13 protein-coding genes are annotated in these 17,294 nt (G+C 44.9%); 8 read left to right on the forward strand and 5 right to left on the reverse strand.

Going from position 1 to position 17,294, the window contains the following annotated elements:
• Window positions 1–378: 378 nt before the first annotated feature.
• On the reverse strand, window positions 379–1,740 hold the full coding sequence (locus QUB24_RS00895) for a histidine phosphatase family protein (protein ID WP_333149710.1): 1,362 nt from the start codon (window positions 1,738–1,740) through the stop codon (window positions 379–381).
• A 264-nt stretch (window positions 1,741–2,004) separates the two neighbouring features.
• Here QUB24_RS00895 and QUB24_RS00900 point away from each other — a divergent pair, with 264 nt between their 5' ends.
• The 8 genes from QUB24_RS00900 to QUB24_RS00935 all read left to right on the forward strand — a co-directional run bounded on the left by QUB24_RS00900 (window position 2,005) and on the right by QUB24_RS00935 (window position 10,416).
• Window positions 2,005–2,190: a hypothetical protein gene (locus QUB24_RS00900; protein ID WP_333149712.1), complete on the forward strand. Its 186-nt coding sequence runs from the start codon at window positions 2,005–2,007 to the stop codon at window positions 2,188–2,190.
• Window positions 2,187–3,779: a CPBP family glutamic-type intramembrane protease gene (locus QUB24_RS00905; protein WP_333149715.1), complete on the forward strand. Its 1,593-nt coding sequence runs from the start codon at window positions 2,187–2,189 to the stop codon at window positions 3,777–3,779. The genes QUB24_RS00900 and QUB24_RS00905 overlap by 4 nt, the downstream gene beginning before the upstream one ends.
• 352 nt (window positions 3,780–4,131) lie before the next feature.
• Window positions 4,132–4,344 (forward strand): hypothetical protein, encoded by a 213-nt coding sequence (locus QUB24_RS00910; protein WP_333149717.1) that lies wholly within the window; start codon window positions 4,132–4,134, stop codon window positions 4,342–4,344.
• A 93-nt stretch (window positions 4,345–4,437) separates the two neighbouring features.
• Window positions 4,438–4,785 carry an NINE protein gene (locus tag QUB24_RS00915; protein ID WP_333149719.1) on the forward strand — a complete coding sequence of 116 codons (348 nt, stop codon included), beginning with the start codon at window positions 4,438–4,440 and terminating at the stop codon, window positions 4,783–4,785.
• Window positions 4,786–4,965: 180 nt separating this feature from the next.
• On the forward strand, window positions 4,966–5,670 hold the full coding sequence (locus tag QUB24_RS00920; RefSeq protein ID WP_333149721.1) for a helix-hairpin-helix domain-containing protein: 705 nt from the start codon (window positions 4,966–4,968) through the stop codon (window positions 5,668–5,670).
• A gap of 136 nt (window positions 5,671–5,806) precedes the next feature.
• Window positions 5,807–6,289 (forward strand): DUF29 domain-containing protein, encoded by a 483-nt coding sequence (locus tag QUB24_RS00925; protein ID WP_333149723.1) that lies wholly within the window; start codon window positions 5,807–5,809, stop codon window positions 6,287–6,289.
• Between the two features lie 294 nt (window positions 6,290–6,583).
• A complete protein-coding gene (gene chlG, locus QUB24_RS00930; protein ID WP_333149725.1) occupies window positions 6,584–7,594 on the forward strand; it encodes a chlorophyll synthase ChlG in 1,011 nt (336 codons plus the stop codon).
• A 239-nt stretch (window positions 7,595–7,833) separates the two neighbouring features.
• Complete coding sequence (locus QUB24_RS00935; RefSeq protein ID WP_333149727.1) at window positions 7,834–10,416, forward strand: penicillin-binding protein 1A; 2,583 nt, start codon at window positions 7,834–7,836, stop codon at window positions 10,414–10,416.
• Between the two features lie 23 nt (window positions 10,417–10,439).
• Here QUB24_RS00935 and QUB24_RS00940 read toward each other — a convergent pair whose 3' ends face one another.
• From QUB24_RS00940 to QUB24_RS00955, 4 genes are all read right to left on the reverse strand, one after another.
• On the reverse strand, window positions 10,440–11,789 hold the full coding sequence (locus QUB24_RS00940; RefSeq protein ID WP_333149729.1) for a 16S rRNA (cytosine(967)-C(5))-methyltransferase: 1,350 nt from the start codon (window positions 11,787–11,789) through the stop codon (window positions 10,440–10,442).
• 115 nt (window positions 11,790–11,904) lie between these two features.
• A complete protein-coding gene (locus QUB24_RS00945) occupies window positions 11,905–12,621 on the reverse strand; it encodes a Uma2 family endonuclease (RefSeq protein WP_333149897.1) in 717 nt (238 codons plus the stop codon).
• 167 nt (window positions 12,622–12,788) lie between these two features.
• The gene (locus tag QUB24_RS00950) at window positions 12,789–15,656 is read right to left on the reverse strand and encodes a tetratricopeptide repeat protein (protein ID WP_333149731.1); all 2,868 of its coding nucleotides are present in this window, start codon (window positions 15,654–15,656) and stop codon (window positions 12,789–12,791) included.
• Between the two features lie 260 nt (window positions 15,657–15,916).
• On the reverse strand, window positions 15,917–17,062 hold the full coding sequence (locus QUB24_RS00955; protein ID WP_333149733.1) for a hypothetical protein: 1,146 nt from the start codon (window positions 17,060–17,062) through the stop codon (window positions 15,917–15,919).
• Window positions 17,063–17,294 lie beyond the last annotated feature (232 nt).

The raw sequence follows: 17,294 nt of genomic DNA on the forward strand, positions 1-17,294 counted from the left end.
ATTCTGTAACGGATGTAACGGATGGGTGGAAGATGGAACCGCGAAGACACGAAGGAAGAAGCAATCCACCGCATTAGTTTCAGGAATTAAGAACTTCCTAAGCGTCGGGCGCGGTTGTTATCAAAATTCAAACATTTTTCAGGCGGGCGAAGGGTAGCGGTGGACATTGGTGTTAACTTAAGCCTAAAAGCTTTGATAAATTTCGCTTTGACACGAGTCTCGCTCCCCCTAAATCCCCCTTAAAAAGGGGAGTAGGGGTTGACTTTAAGAAGGCTCCTGTCCCCCCCTTCTTAAGGGGGGCTAGGGGGGATCGAAGGCCTAATCGTCAAACAGCAGACCGGTAATACGTCTACGGGTTCGCGCTCAGCACTTTACTAATTAGAGTGCTCCGGCTGCTGTTTTGTCAAAAACGCCGCCGCTCAAATGAGTTGTGACATTCATCGCTTGTAATACCGGCAAACCATCGGGGCCGTGGGGATAATCAATCACGCTAACGGCTCCGTTTCCTTGTTTGAATTTCCAGAAATGTTCGGGTTCCAAACCGAATAGATGGCAGAGAATAGCTTTGTTAATGGCATCGTGAGCAACGACAATTCCAGTACCAGAAACAGAATGTACAATTTCTCGCCAAGATGCGATCGCTCTCTGCCAAACTTGCTGCAAATTCTCTCCTTCGGGCATTTGAACTTTTTCAGGAGATGTTTTCCATTCTTCTAGCAAACCCGGATAGGATTGTTCGATTTCTGATTCAAACTTTCCTTCCCAAAGTCCGTGGCTGATTTCTCTCAAGTCGTCGCGGAGTTCTAGTTGCAAACCGCCGTGATGTTGGAGAATAATTTCCGCAGTTTCTTTCGGGCGCAGCATCGAACTGCTAATCGCAAAATCTAATTTTACATCCTTGAGAAATTCTGCTGCCCGCCGGGATTGTTCGCGGCCGTTATCGTTGAGAGGTACGTCTATTTGCCCCTGAAATTTACCTGCTTTATTCCAGTCGGTTTCGCCGTGACGCACCAGTAACAAGCGCGGGCCTTGGTGTCCGTCCCTCGGTTTGGGAAAAATTTCCCCGGTATGGGAAGTTAAATTCACTGACTCTAATTGAACTGCAACTTTCTTTTTTTGCTCTCCAAGTGCGTCGTTGGTAACAGGGGAAGTTCCAAAATTAATGACGCTAATTCCGCAATTTGACTGTTGAATTGATTGATAGTAATCCGGGGTAATTTCTGAGGCTGTGGCGATGAGAGCGCGGTTTATTCCGTTGTGACCTACTACTAGAATTGTGCCGTCCTGGTGACGCGATAAAAGTTCTTGCCAAAAATGACGTGCGTTAGCAAAAATTGCCAATACGGGAAAGTGTTCGATTTCTCCGTCAGCAGATAGCAGTTTCATGGAAAATTTGTCTGGCTGTTTTTGCCACTGCTGATATGCTTCGGGGAATTTGTCTATAGCATCTTGGCGCAACATTCCTTCCCACAGAGGCAAATCGATTTCCATCAAATTATCAGTTGGCTGGAGTTGTGGCGGATTTGTCAAGCGCGACAGGATGATTTCCGCTGTTTCTTTGGCTCGTTGCAGGGGACTGGTATAGGCGGCATCAAAGGCGATACTGCTGAGTGTGTCGCCTACTTGCAGGGCGGCGCTGCGGCCTGCTTCTGTCAAAATTGATTTATCGAGGCGGCCTTGGATGCGGCGTTCTTGATTGTATGTGCTTTTGCCGTGACGGACTAAGATAATGCGAGTCATTCGATTTTAGATTTTAGATTTTAGATTTTAGATTTAGCCTGTTACCGCGCTTCGGGTGCGCGGTGCACCCATTGGTGTCAACTTAAGCCTGAAACCCCTAATAAATGTCGCTTTTAGGCAAAGTCTAGATCCCCCTAAATCCCCCTTAAGAAGGGGGACTTTGAGAAGACTCCTGTCCCCCCCTTATGAAGGGGGGCTAGGGGGGATCTGGTCTTAATAGTCCAACATCAGTCTATAACTGGGTTTGACGTTAAGTTAACACCAATGGTACGCACCTTACGCATACATGGCGGAGCGAGGATTTGTGGCGTAAGTCTTGTTGAGGCGAGTCAAAAAGATGAGCCAGTGAAATTTTACCAGTTGTCGGGATACTCTCGTCTGCAACGACCTATGATTAAAGACGGAAAAGATTTAGCCACGGATTCGCGCGGGACGGAAAACGAGGAATGACACTGAAGCGGGTTATTTTAGGTATTTTAACGGCGATCGCGATCGCCCTGGTCGGTTTATCTTTACTTGCTAGTTGGAATCAGCCGCAAATTCAAAGTCGGCTGGAACTCTACCAGACAAATTTACTGCTGCACGCCTCGGAGTGGCAAGGAGAAAATAATCAGAGTGCTAATTTAAGTTCGGCGCGCAACAATATTGTCGGTGCAGATCCTTTAAATACGGCTTTGACGCAATATCAAGAAGCGCGAGACTCGACTCGCAAAACTCTCGAAACAACTCAAGCACAAGTTAAAGAAATTCAGTCTGCCATTGCCTCTCAGTCTGAGGATAATACTCTGAATTTGGTTCAAAATAAGGCGGCGTCCGAGTCGATAAAGCAACAGTCAGTGCTGCTAAACGAACTTGACTTGCGATTGGGAATTTTGCAGGCAAGCAGTGGCAAAACTGAGACGGCTCTCCAAAGTTGGAAAAATTTAGTTGAGCGCTACAAAACTAAAAGTGATGATGATTCTTCGGTGGAAACTGCTCAAGTTTTAACGGGAATTTGGAGCAATCCGGCTCAACTGCTGCCGGATGCCGAGCCGCGCATTCAAAAGTCTTTGGATGGCTGGTTTCGCTATCGCGCTCTCGCTCAACTTTACAAGCTGCAAGAACGTTCTAAAGAGCTGTCGGCGCTACAAGCTGCAGAGCAAGCAACGGCAGAGCAAGCTGTAGAAAAGTTGGCAATTATAGTTGGCGTTCCGGCGATCGCACTTTGTATTGGTACGGTTTTGCTGGTTGGTTTGACCGTGCAGTGGTTGTTGCAGCGGAAGCAGTTAGATACAGCAGGTTCCGGCCCGCTGTTGGCGCGAAATGCGAGCTTGACTTGGGATGTGCCTTGGGACGGTGAGATTGTTTGGCAGGTACTTGTGGTCGGCTTTTTCTTTGTAGGCCAAATCTTGATTCCCTATTTGTTGCTGCCTGTTTCTCTGGCTGTTTTAAAACTCAATCCTGCTACTTTTGACCCGCGCGACAAGGCTTTTTATATCTTTGCTACTTATTTGTTGCTGTCGGCTGGGGGGCTTTCGGTACTGTATTTTTCGGTGAAGTCTTTTTTGCCTTTGCCTGATGGTTGGTTTCGGATTAATTGGCGGGGAAATTGGTTTTTGTGGGGATTTGGCGGCTATTTTGTTGCTTTGCCTTTGGTAGTTTTGGTGTCGCTGATCAATCAGCAATTGTGGCAGGGACAAGGTGGCAGTAATCCGATTTTGCCGATCGTTCTCGAAGGTAGGGACAACGTGGCTTTGGCGGTGTTTTTCGGCACTGCTGCGATCGCGGCTCCGGTTTTTGAGGAAATTGTGTTTCGGGGCTTTCTACTGCCTTCTCTGACTCGCTATTTGCCTGTTTGGGGGGCGATCGCAGCTTCTGCTTTCTTGTTTGCGGTGGCTCACTTGAGTGTCTCTGAGATTCTGCCTTTGGCGACTTTGGGTGCGGTTTTGGGGTTTGTGTACACGCGATCGCGCAATCTACTTGCTCCTATGCTTCTCCACAGTCTTTGGAACAGCGGTACTCTCTTGAGTCTGTTTCTTTTGGGCGGTGGCGCGAGTTAATTGGGGCGGTTGTTAATAATTGTGAATTAACCGAGTTTTTTTGACAGTTTTCGTGCGGGCGATCGACTCTTGCCAAAAACAGCAGTAGGCTGTTCGCTGCGCCCCTGATATCTAGGCCGGTACAATAACCGGAACTCCCATAGGGGCGGGTTCACATTAATCTGTAATATTAGCCACAGATCCAGATAGACCCGCCCCGGTTCCTTACTTTAGCGGAAAAACAGGGTTTAAGATGGAAGTAATATCTTGTCGGCTGATGATTGAGAGACTGGCGCGGGCGATCGCACCAAACGGAAGTTGACAATCCGGCTAATTTATAGCTAAATTTTAATTTAGGATGAGGCTTAAACCCATGAGCAATTTGAACAGCCGCAACTTAGAGGGAACGCCGAGTTGGATGCGTTTCGCACCCTACGCAGCCTTGGGCATTTTAATATTTTCTCTCAATTCAGGCAGCGAACTCAATTATTTCTTGAGAGGCTACTTGGTGATTCTACAGGCTCAAGTCGGTATAGTTCTGCTGTATTTTGCGATGTCTAAGTTTCGCAAAAACCCAAATAAATGAGTAAAAATTAGTAAAATTACTTAGCTCGATCCTTCAAGGTCGCGCATTCAAAGTCGATCGTGGAAGTTAAAATAAAAAACTGGGGAAGTAAAAATGGTAAAAGATAAAACCGTAGCAGTTGCGTTAGCTTTCTTTGTAGGAGGTTTCGGAGTTCACAAATTTTATTTGGGCAATAACTTAGCAGGGGTATTATACTTGCTATTTTCTTGGACATTAATTCCGTCAGTGATCGCATTTTTCGATTTTATCGGCCTGCTGCTGATGTCGGAACAAGCTTTTCAGGTTCAGTACAATGGCGGCACGTTGCCGTCGGGGTATGCCCTCAGAGCGGCAAAAGATGTAACCGGGGCGATCGGCGAATTAAAAAAACTTTACGATATGGGCGCAATTACCGCCGAAGAATATGAAGAAAAACGCCAAAAATTGCTGCGAGAATTGTAATTAAGAACGCAGAAGGAAGAAGGAAGAAGGAATAAGGAAGTTCGGCAACGGATTATGTAATGGATGTAATGGCTGTCAGTCTGATGTCCGTCGGAAGAAGGAAGAAGGAAGCCCACTATTAAAAAAGTGGGAGTGAAATAAGTAAGTGTGAGAGCACCGCTATTTAAGGAGAAAATTAAAGTGTCTCAAGATTTATACTGGCTGCGTCAAACTCCAAACTGGGTGTGGTATTCTTTTATTCCCTACTTCGGCGGATTGGCGATCACCTATGCAGGCCAAAAGTCAAATATTCGTAGTTGGATGGGATGGGGTGTTGGCATTACTTTAGCAGCACTAGCGGTATCTTCTTCAGCTAATTTGGGTACGATCGTGTGGATTGCTCAAATTGTTACTGCTTTTAGTTTGAAAAAGCGCTATCTCATCAAAACCGCACCCAGAGGTTTACTGGTTCCTGCAAGTGCGACGAATGCCGAAGAACTGGCAAACGTGCGCGGCAAAATAGATATTAATGAGTGTACCAAAGACGATATGGTCAGAATCTTGGGTTTGCCGATCGTCTACGCCAACGATATTGAATCTTTGCAAAACGAAGGCTACATTTTCACCCACGCCGAAGAGTTATCAGAAATAGCCGGAGTTCCCGAAAGTCACGTCAGACGCATCGCCCCGATGATTTGCTTCAGCTACAATTATCAAAAAGAATCTCAGTTTACTTGGAAACGGTTAAATATTCTTTCGCCGGAAGAGTTAATCGCCAGCGGTTTAGATCGATATGTTGCGGAAAAAATAGTTAGAGAAAGGCAGAGAAAAGGCGCTTACAAATCAGTTGTCGAAGTCAAGCGGCGGACGGGACTGCCTTTTGATTCCTATCGCCATATTTGTTAATTTACAGTTGTTAAGTAAGTCCAAAGCAAAAAAAACAATAATATGCGACCGAACCTTGTAGGGGCGGGTTTGACCAACAATAATTGCCTAAAACCAATCATCTCGTAAACCCGCCCCCGCCCAACTAAAAAGTATTATGACAACAAAATTAGAAGTAGAACGACAAAAATTGTATGATACAGATTACCTGAGATGGATTGAAACCACTGTGGAAAAGTTGCGGGTTCGCGACTATTCAAACATCGACTGGGAAAATCTAATTGCAGAAATAGAAGAGATGGGGCGAAGTGAACGCCGGAGTTTAGAAAGTAATCTGGTGGTAATTCTCCTGCACTTGCTCAAGTGGCAATTTCAACCGGATCAAAGAAGCGGTAGTTGGAAAGGCAGCATTGTCGAACATCGCAGACGCATTCGCCAAGCTCTCAAAGATTCCCCCAGTCTCAAACCATATCTTGAAGAGGTACTGGCCCAATGCTATGCGGATGCAGCAGAACAAGCAAGTGCTGAAACTGGATTGCTTGTAGAGACGTTTCCGAAATTATGTATCTACAGTGCTGTTGAGGTTCTAGATTCTGAATTTTTGCCAGATTTTCTGGCAGATGAGATGATTCAAGGGTAGTATGGCAAAAAACTCGATCGCCTCCTGGTAATTGACATTAAATGCACCTGCTGGCAAAAATCTCCCCCACCAGGCGGGCAAGCGCGAAATTCTCAAAAAAAAGTATTTATCATCTTGACATTTACACAAAATAATGATATCAGAATATATTGTGAAACTCGTACTTTTCCCTAGCATCAACTCCAAACCAGGGTAAGTTTTCCAGAATCTGCCTTAAATATCAGTGGTAAGCTATCTGAATTATTATTGAAATGCAAAACGACACAATAGTAGCAGTACCGCTAACATCAAATTATGTCTGACTCTCCTCCATCCCAAATCTCCCCAGAAGCTGCACCGGAAAGTGCAGCTACCGAAAACCGCAGTTCCAAAACTCGGCAACTGTTGGGCATGAAAGGGGCCGCTAGCGGGGAAACTTCCATCTGGAAGATTCGCTTGCAATTGATGAAACCGATTACCTGGATTCCCCTGATTTGGGGCGTGGTGTGCGGGGCGGCCTCTTCTGGAAACTATGTTTGGAATCTAGAGAATTTCTCGATCGCAGCAGCTTGTATGTTGATGTCAGGGCCGTTGCTGACCGGGTACACTCAAACTTTGAACGATTTTTACGATCGCGAAATCGACGCCATTAACGAGCCCTACCGTCCGATTCCCTCCGGGATTATCTCGATTCCCCAAGTAGTAACACAAATTTTGGTATTATTAGCCGCTGGGATTGGGGTGGCTTATGCTCTAGACTTGTGGGCGGGTCATGAATTCCCGATCATGACTGTTTTGACTCTCGGCGGCGCGTTTCTAGCTTATATCTACTCTGCACCCCCGCTGAAACTCAAGCAGAATGGCTGGTTGGGAAATTATGCCCTAGGTGCTAGCTACATTGCCCTGCCTTGGTGGGCGGGTCAAGCTTTGTTTGGTACACTAGATCCCACCATTATGATCTTGACGCTGTTTTATAGTTTGGCAGGGCTGGGGATTGCGATCGTCAATGATTTCAAAAGTGTTGAGGGCGATCGGCAATTAGGGTTAAAATCTTTACCAGTGATGTTTGGCATCAGCACTGCAGCTTGGATTTGCGTGTTGATGATCGACATCTTTCAAGCTGGGATTGCAGGCTACCTGATCAGCATCCACCAAAACCTTTACGCTGTCATTCTGCTGCTGCTGATAATTCCCCAAATTACTTTTCAGGATATGTACTTTTTGCGTAATCCCCTGGAAAATGATGTTAAATATCAGGCAAGTGCTCAGCCTTTCCTGGTTTTGGGTATGCTGGTAGCAGCCTTGGCACTGGGTCATGCGAGTTAAGCAGAGTTTTGAGGTTTGAGTTAAAAAATTTTGAATTCAAAAAATATAATTCACTTCTCAAAAAAATACCAAGTTCTGCAGCGTTAAGAAAAGTTTTGAATTTTGAGTTTTGAATTCAAAAGTTTTGAATTCAAAAAATCTAATTCAAGGCAGCGTGTTATTCAAGAAAAAATGTCGAATTAAAAATTAAGAATTTAAAAAGGCTAGCTTTTTTAATTTTTAATTTTTAATCGGACTTGATGAGGTTTGAAGGTCTGAACGTGGCAGAATTTTTCTCAAATATCAAAGATACATTGAGCAAAGTCACTAACGCAATAAGCGGTAATTCCGATCGAGAACCGCCCAAGGCTGCGAAGGGCAATAAGCTCAACTCGCCGGAATCCGAGGCGGAATTTTCTACACGGACAAGGGATGAGCGCTCCGAGTATGTGGTATCAGAAGATGCTGCACCTCTAGAAGAATCAGAATATTTAGAGTCAGAATATTTAGAGTCAGAGTATTTAGAGTCAGAATATTTAGAGCCAGAATACGCTCGATATCCAATAGTCAATCGCAATTGGCAAGGATTGAAGCGCTTAATTGCTTGGTTGGAAATTGAACCTCAAGTTACCAGCTTGCAAACCAAGGGAAAAGAATTGTTGCGGCCGGGATTAAGTTTGCTGGGAACTAAATCACCCCAAAAATCGGATAGTAGCGAATTGCCGGAAAATAGCGAATCGCAGAACACCCAACTGCAGATAAATACGGCACTACAGGAAAATAGCGCACCGCAGGAAAATACTAAAAAACGTATCCCCCGCCGTCCTAGATTTTGGATAAGTTTAGGTGTTGCCAGTATAGGCGGGGGCGCTTTAATCTACGGTTTATGGATTTTGTACACCTTAGACAAAGGTTTGCCAGATGTTAACGATTTGTCCGCCTTTAACCGCGACGGGACACTGACAATTAAGGCGGCAGATAATACGATTTTGTTGCAGTCGGGGCCTGCAACTAGAGATAAACTGAAACTTCAAGAAATTCCCGAACTGTTGGTTAAAGCTTTTATTGCCATAGAAGACCGCCGTTTTTATCAACATCGCGGGGTGGATTATCAAGGTATTGTGCGATCGATTGTTTCTAATTTGATAGCGAGAGATTTAGTGCAGGGCGGCAGTACAATTACGCAACAATTGGCTCGCGTTGTTTTTCTTAATCAGGAAAGAAGTATTAGGCGGAAGGTTCGGGAAGCTCTTTTAGCTCAGAAAATAGAGCGGGAGTTGAGTAAAGACCAAGTTTTAGAAAGATATTTAAATCTGGTTTATTTGGGTTCGGATGCCTACGGAGTGGCAGATGCAGCTTTGGTTTTCTTTAGCAAAACAGTCGATAAATTAACTTTGGCAGAGATGGCAACTTTGGCGGGTTTGCCGCCGGCACCGAGCGAATATTCGCCTTTAGTTAATCCTGATATTGCGAAGCAACGCCGCAATCTTGTGCTGCAACAAATGCAGGAAGCGAAGGTAATTACAGAGGTTCAGGCGAAGGAGGCGATGGCGGAACCTATCGCAGTTAAACCAAGTCCGCCGAAGCGATTTAAAGTAGTCGCACCTTATTTTGCTAGTTACATTCGGAAGGAATTGCCGCGCTATGTTTCTCAGGATGCTTTGGAAGCTGGCGGTTTGACTGTTGAGACGACGGTGGATTTGAAGTGGCAGAAAATAGCGGAAAAGGTGGTTAAAGATGCGATCGAAGTTGATGGCCGCCGTCAGGGTTTTGAACAGGCCGCTTTAGTTTCTATGGACACTAAGACTGGGGAAGTTAAGGCGCTCGTAGGAGGGGGAAATTTTAAGGAAAGTGAATTTAATCGCGCTACGCAGGCTTTGCGGCAGCCCGGATCGACGTTTAAAGGGTTGGTTTATGCCGCGGCGATGGCGGCGGGTTTTTCTCCCTATGACAGTTACGAAGACGAACCAATTATTATCGACGGCTATCAACCGAATAATTATGGCAAAAAATTTAGCGGTTGGCGATCGATCTCTGATGCTTTGACGAGTTCGGTGAATGTCGTAGCTGTGAAGGTGTTGATGGATGTGGGGTTTGAACCGGCGATCAAAGTAGCCAACGATATGGGAATAAAGTCGAAATTGAGTCCGATTTATTCCCTGGCTTTGGGTTCTTCGGAAGTGAATTTGCTGGAGTTAACCAATGCTTACGGTACTTTAGCCGCGCAAGGGAATTTTATTGAAGCCCACGGAATTAAGCGGGTGATTAATCAGCGGGGAGATGTGATTTATCAGGCTAATTTTAAACCGAAGCGGGTTTTGGATAAGGATAGTGCTGCGATTACTACTTGGATGTTGGAAGGTGTGGTGCAAGACGGTACGGGGGGGCCTGCGGCTTTAAACGATCGCGCTGTAGCGGGCAAAACCGGTACTTCGGAAAATGTTAGGGATTTGTGGTTTATTGGTTACATTCCACAGGTTGTGACTGGGATTTGGCTAGGGAATGATGATAATTATCCCACCTGGGGAACTAGCGGTACGGCGGCTTACAATTGGCGCGATTTTATGAGTCAAATTGTTAAGGGAATGCCGGTAGAGAAGTTTCCGAAGTTGCCGGAGTTGGAGGGCCGCAAAGGCAGTATTAAGGCAAAACCGGTGCAGCCTCATAAGATTATTCGGGGGATGATTGTGAATGAGGATGGTGCGATCGTACCTTACAATCCCAATCCTCAACCCCGGTATCGCGAGTGGCAAGAACCGGCTTATCAAGAACCGGCTTATCAAGAGCCTGCTTATCAAGAACCGGCTTATCAAGAGCCTGCTTATCAAGAACCGGGATATTAAACTATCGGTTTGGAGTAAGGGCTTTACTCCTTTTTCAATTGCTTTAGCCTTACCATAAAAAAGCCATCCATGTGATCTCTGTGCGGCCACACTTTCACCCATCCTTCGGGTGATGGCTGTACGGGTAAATCAATTGTTGGCGGTTCTATTTGCCAGTGAGGATTGCTGTCTAAGAACGATCGAATAACTGTTTCATTTTCCAAGGGATGAATTGTGCAAGTTGCATAAACTAATACGCCGCCTGACTTGACAAATGTCGCTGCATTTGCTAATAATTCCGATTGCAGTTGAGATTGTTGTTGAATGTTTTCGGGCGTGTGGCGCCAGCGGGCGTCAGCGCGGCGGTGGAGGGTTCCGAGGCCGGAACAAGGGGCGTCTAGTAAAACTCTGTCTGCGAGGTTAACAAACTCAGGGAAATGGCGGCTGTCTCCGGTATGAATTTTAATGGATTTCATCTGGAGTCTGTCTGCATTTTCTTTAAGTTTTTTGAGTCTGCTGGCGGTTTTATCGCAGGCATAAATAGTGCCTTCATCCTGCATTAATTCGGCGCTGTGGGTGGTTTTTCCCCCTGGCGCGGCACAGGCGTCGATAATAGTTTCCCCTGGCTGGGGCCCTAGTAAATGGGTGACTAATTGAGCACTGCTGTCTTGGATTGTCCACCAACCTTCGCTGTATCCGGGGAGGTTTTGAATTGCGCCGATGCTGCCATTTAGTCTTAATGCTTGTGGCAAGTGTGGGATTCTGCTAACGCTGATGTTTTGGGATTTGAAGGCGGTTTCGATTTGGGCGATCGAGCTTTTTAAGGGATTGATTCTCAGGTCAATTGTGGGGGATTGGTTGAACCATTCACAGAGTTGTTCGGTTTCGGTTTCGCCTATTTGTTCGATCCACAACTTTACCAGCCATTCGGGGAAGCTGTGCAGAATTCCTAGGCGTTCGACGGTTGATTTATAATTAGTAACTTTTAATGGGTTTAAGTCACTATCTGTTAAACGAATGTATTGTCGCAACAAACCGTTGACAAAACTGCTGAGTCCTGAAAATCCGTTTTCTTTTGCTAGTTGAACGGTGGTGTTGACGGCGGCGGAGGGGGGAATATGGTTGAGATATTCGAGTTGATATAAGCCTAAATGTAGGATGGTGCGGAGTTCTGGCGGTTGTTGGGAGGATTTCTTTGTTGCTAGTTTGTCGATGATTAAGTCGATCGATCGCATTCTCCTGACGCTACCGTAAACTAATTCTGTCACTAAACGCCGATCGAGGTCGTTGAGTTGAGAATTGCGGAAAGTGCGATCGAGTGCGGCATCTGCGAATGCACCGCGGCGGTGAACTTCGCGGAGTGCGAGAAAAGCTATTTGGCGGGGATTTTGCATAATTAAGATATGGGGGTCTAGAAACCGGGTTTTTTACGATAAGATGCGTTACAGCCCGCAGATTTGGTGAAAAACCCATTTTCCGATCGCCCGTGATTCGAGGACTATTATAATCTCAAATGTCCTCTGGATTTATGCCCATTTCTCGGAGTTTTTCTGAAAGGCGATCTGCTTTTTGCTGTACTAACTCTTTCTCCTGTCGTTCTTGTTCCATTTGTTGGCGTTCTTGTTCCATTTGTTGCTGCGCTTGTTCCATTTGTCTTGATAACTCCACATAAGACAAAAACTTTAGTCCGTCAGGACGATAAATTTCCAAGTCTCCCGATGCAGTTTCAAAACGTGTCTGCAAACGCGGACTTACCCAACCCTCCATTGATTCAATATAGTTGAGTTGTCCGTCACTTCGCACCCAACCTATTAACTCATTATCCTCTGGATCGTAGACATAATATTCTTCTACTCCATAATTTTCATAGAACTTAAACAGCTTAAACATTTCTCCCAGTCGATTGCCGGGGGAGATTATTTCAAAGACAACTTGCGGGGCGATATTATCTTCAAGCCACTGTTGGTAGGAACCTCTGTAACCTTTCGGTCTGCCAAACACTACCATCGTATCAGGTGCTTGGCGAGTTTTGTTATCTCCTTCCACGGGATACCACAGCAAATCACCTGCTACAAAGACATTTTCATTGTCTTTGTATAAGGCATCTATTCCGCCTTGAATGGTGACAATTAGTTCAAACTGTTTGGTATTGTCTGACATGGGTTTGCCGTCGCTGTCGGGGTAGATGATTTCTGCTGAGGTTTTAGTGGGAATTGTTACGGTCATGGGGATGAGTCCTTTGCTAGTATCATCAATTTCTATTTTATACATATTTTATAGGACTTACGCAGGGGGTCCAGAAACCGGGTTTTTTTAGGAAATTACTTCGTTCCTACTCGAAGATTAGGTAAAAAACCCGGTTTCTTTGTCGGAGTGCGTAAGTCCTGTTTTACTTATTCGGGTTTTGTTAATACCAAGAATTCTGTGAACACCAAGAATTCTAATAAATTGCGTTCTTCTATGGGAAGTTCTAGCAAAAGTCGTCTGTCGCCCTTTGTTTCCTTATAGCGGACTGCCGCATTCAGCAGGCGCATGGGAATTTGGAATTCTTCGTATTTGCTGGTTAGTTCTTGCCACAATTCTAACCAAGTGCGTGCGGCTTTGTCGCTTACCATTTCTGACATTAGCGCGGGAATGTTTTGCACAATTCCCTTTCCTAAGATTGAGAGAGATTCGTGTTTTTCGTAAACTGCAATTAGGCTGGTAATGCGATTTTTCCCTATCGCTGCATCGTGCATGTTTGCGAACAGGTTGCTGGTAATTAACTCGGCATCATCTGCATCAGCTTCCTCGCCTGGTTCTAGGCGTTGGAATGCGTCGTATAAGGCGGCGATACCTTCATCCCAACGATTTAATCCGAGAATAGCAATGGCGCGGTTGAAGAAGACATATGAAGATTGCTCACCAAGTTCGATCGCTTTATCGCAATATGCTAAAGCTTCTTCATAGCGTTTGAGGTTGTTGAGTACATCGCCTCGAAGTGTCCAAGCAAACTGAAGATTGGCATCTAGTTCGATCGCCCGATCGTAAGATGCTAAGGCTTCTTCATAGCGTTCGAGGTTGCTGAGTACATAGCCTCGAAGTGTCCAAGCCGACTGATAATTGGCATCTAGTTCGAGCGCCAGATCATAAGATACTAAGGCTTCATCATAGCGTTTGAGGTTGCTGAGTACATTGCCTCGTAAAACGCAAGCCCACTGATTATTGACATCTAGTTCGAGCGCGCGATCGTAAGATTCTAAAGCTTCTTCATAGCGTTCGAGGTTGTTGAGGAAAAAACCTCGGCTCACCCAAGCTAACTTATCATTGGGGTCAAGTTCGATCACCCGATCGTAAGATTCTAAGGCTTCTTCATAGCGTTCGAGGTTGTTGAGTACATCACCTCGCATACGCCAAGCCCACTGATAATTAGCATCTAGTTCGAGCGCCCTATCGTAAGATTCTAAAGCTTCTTCATAGCGTTTGAGGTTGTTGAGTACACCGCCTCTGCTAGCCCAATCCCACGGATCATTGTCGTCAAGTTCGATCGCCCGATCAAAGGATTCTAAGGCTTCTTCATAGTGTTTGAGGTTGTTGAGTAGATAACCTCGCTTAGCCCAATGCCACGGATCATTCTCGTCAAGTTCGAGCGCCTTATCGTAGGATACTAAGGCTTCATCATAGCGTTTAAGACTTTCGAGTACATCGCCTCGATTCGCCCAAGCCCTTGCATAATTCGAGTCAATTTCAATAGCTTTTTCTAAACATTCTAATGCTTCATCGTAGCGTTCCAGGCTATTTAAACAGCGTCCCTTTTCTACCCAATCCCTTGCCTCGCCGCGACTTGTTACCAATTTTTCCGCATATTCTAAAGCCGAAACATAGTCTTTCTGTTCAATACAATTTTCAATTTCATCAAAATAAGCCTTCAGACGCGGGTCTTCCTCATTTCTCTCAATAGCCTCAAGCGCCCGCGTATAATATTCTCGTTCCATCACAGCATCAGGTGGAATCGGTTTCAAACCTTGCCGATACATAAAATGACTTTCTTTCTCCGCCAAATCAACATCCGCCATCCTCAATCCCAATCGCTGCTGCAATTCTTGCCGCGTATACCAAACCCGCAAAAAATCCACAAATAATCTAATCGGTTCATTGCGCTGCTTCTTAACTTCCAAACAAAAACGCATCAGCGGTTCCCGCAATTCGTACCAAGACTCCCGCCCGATTTCTTCACTTTTCACATAACCCTTTTGCCGCAACTCTTTCAGTTGACTTGATGCAGTTTGGTGAGAGATAAAACAGCGTTTGGCAATTTCTTTTACCGGGGCCGCGCGGCGCAAATCAGCCAAAAAATCAACAATCTTGCGCTGCTGATTTGAGATATATTTCATCCGATCCTGGTAATACGGCGTTAAATCGTCTAGCATCGCCATAAATGTTTCCACGAGTTTATTTAGAGATTCGCGGTTCACCAGGAAATCCGAGAAAACCATATAGATGCGGGGACTGCCACCAGAAAGGAAATGCACAACTTTAATGCGATCTCTTCCAGTTGGATTTTGAATAAAAGATGCTAACTCGCTTTTCCCTTCCAAGCTAGCAATCTGATGTAACAAAGCTACAGCATCATCGAGGTCTAATTCATTTAAATTATGAGGATAAAAAAAGCCGTAAAAAGGTCGAGCGCGCGATTCAATTCCATCAAACAAACTTTGGGAAGTTGCCAAAATAGTCAAAAAGCAATAATTTTGAATATAAGCCCTAAACTGCTTTTGTCCGATATCGCCCAACCCGCCAAATACATCATCCAAATTTTCCACAATCAACAGCAAAACGCGCTGACCAATAAAATCTCTCAACAATTGTGCCGCCACAGATTCAGCATCCTCCGACGACAACTCATAAAGCCCTTCGACAGCATCGTGTAACTGGGTTCGATATTCTGCCGGATATTTTTTACCAATGGCGCGCAATATTGCAATTAATAAATCTAAAAAAGATGCTATCCCATATTCTTCTTCCCTCAACCATGCAATGAGCAATTTATCCTGCAAATCCTCCATCTTACAAACGCGGTGATAAATCAGAGAAACTAAGTGAGTTTTCCCTATGCCGCGCGGCCCGATTAGCAGTTGAAAATGCTTGTTAGCTGTTAGCGCGCTCTCTCGGATTTTATCTACTAAATAGTTGGCCAGTGCGTGACGCTGTACCAGGATAGCTTCGAGAGTTTCTGGTGCCATCAAGCTTGGAGTAAATCGAGAGATTAATGTGTTTTTCATGGATTAATTTTGTTGGTTATTTAGTCGGCTCGTCCGCCAGTCCGCCAGAGAATTAATTCCCTGGCTCATAGCGAAAGTCCTCGCTATGAGGACTGAAGAGCTCATTAGTAGTCTGTAACTGGTAACGAGTAGAAAGAGTAGACGAGTAGTCTCGGATTTTGTATGAGTCCTCATAGCGAAGACTTAAGCTTTGAGGCAGGGGTTTGAACCGCTGCCGGACTCAATGTTTAACGTTTAACTGCGAACGATAAAAAAAAATATCAACATCTTAAGGATTTCCAGTATTTTTTAATCAGCGCATAGCGAAATTGAAATCTGCTATCTTTCTTATAAATATAGTAATCCTGCTCCAAAAGCCTTAAAACTTTCCTCGTCATTTCCTTGTCTTGAGTTTCCGACTCTTGCTTGATACCGTTAAACAACTCATCAAATGACAAAGACCCTTCACCCGCCGCCAAAATATCGAGCAAATTCAGGGCATAAGGACGCTGTTTGTCATCGTAGTAACTATCAACTCGCTCCCGATAATATTCCATTTTCCAGGGATTCAGCGGGTCATCTAAACAATCAGCAATGATTTCCTTAATAGCTGGAATGTCCCCTGAACCACCGCGCAGTTTGAGTTTAGCAATTAAATGGTGGATGTAAAAAGGAATATTACTTAATTCATCGGCTATAAAAACCGCAGTTCCTTGGATATCCGGTGTAGCAATATTTTCGCCCTCAAGCAATTTGCGAGCTAAATTAGTTGCATCTTTAACGGATAGCGGCGGCACATCTTGGACGTACATATCATTAGTAGGGTCGTTTGTATAGCCCGCTTTTCTGAGAGCACCAAGGACGTGATGCAAGCCAATTGAACCTGTATACACCATTCTGACAGCCGGGTACATCTGGCGGATCGATCGCAAAGTGTCGAGCAATTCCATAGCCGCTTCATCGCCGATGTTGTCGAGCATATACGGCACTTCATCCCAAAACAGTACGACTGTGCGGTCTTGATTTTCTACCAAATCTGCGATCGTTTCAGTCAGCAATGCTTTCCACTCAGTTGCGGCAATCTCGGGTAACTTGAAACCGCTAAATTCTGCTCCTCCCAGTTGAGTTACGAATGCGCGAGCTTTCTTGGCAGTGCGATTAAAACGGCTTAAATATTCTTCGACATCCTTAAAAACTGTCTCGACAAATTCTAAGGGCGATCGCACATTTTCTAAGTCACGATAAATCGGCAATTTATCTGCGGTAGCTTCCGATCGCATTTTCTTAATTACTGATGTTTTACCCATCCGCCGCTCGGCACTCAATATAAAACTTTGCTGTTCTAAAATCCCCCACAAATCAGAAATGAGCTTGTCTCTGCCCATGACTTCTGCTGGGGCAATTTCTCCGCCTGGATTTGCTTTCATTTTGTATCCTTAATTATCTTGAGGAAATATACGTTATTTTCATTGTACGTCAAACTTAACGTATATTTCAGATTGACAGACAAAATCAATCAAACTCTTGTGGGATGGGCATCTTGCCCGTCCGAAAATCTTTGTTTGGAATCGAGGCTCTGCCTCCCCATCTACGTCCCCAGGCCGAGCCTCGGAACAAGAAAAAATCTGAAAAATATTCCTTAAGACTTGTTACAATACA

The organism is Microcoleus sp. B9-D4 (assembly GCF_036705105.1).
Lineage (GTDB): Bacteria > Cyanobacteriota > Cyanobacteriia > Cyanobacteriales > Microcoleaceae > Microcoleus.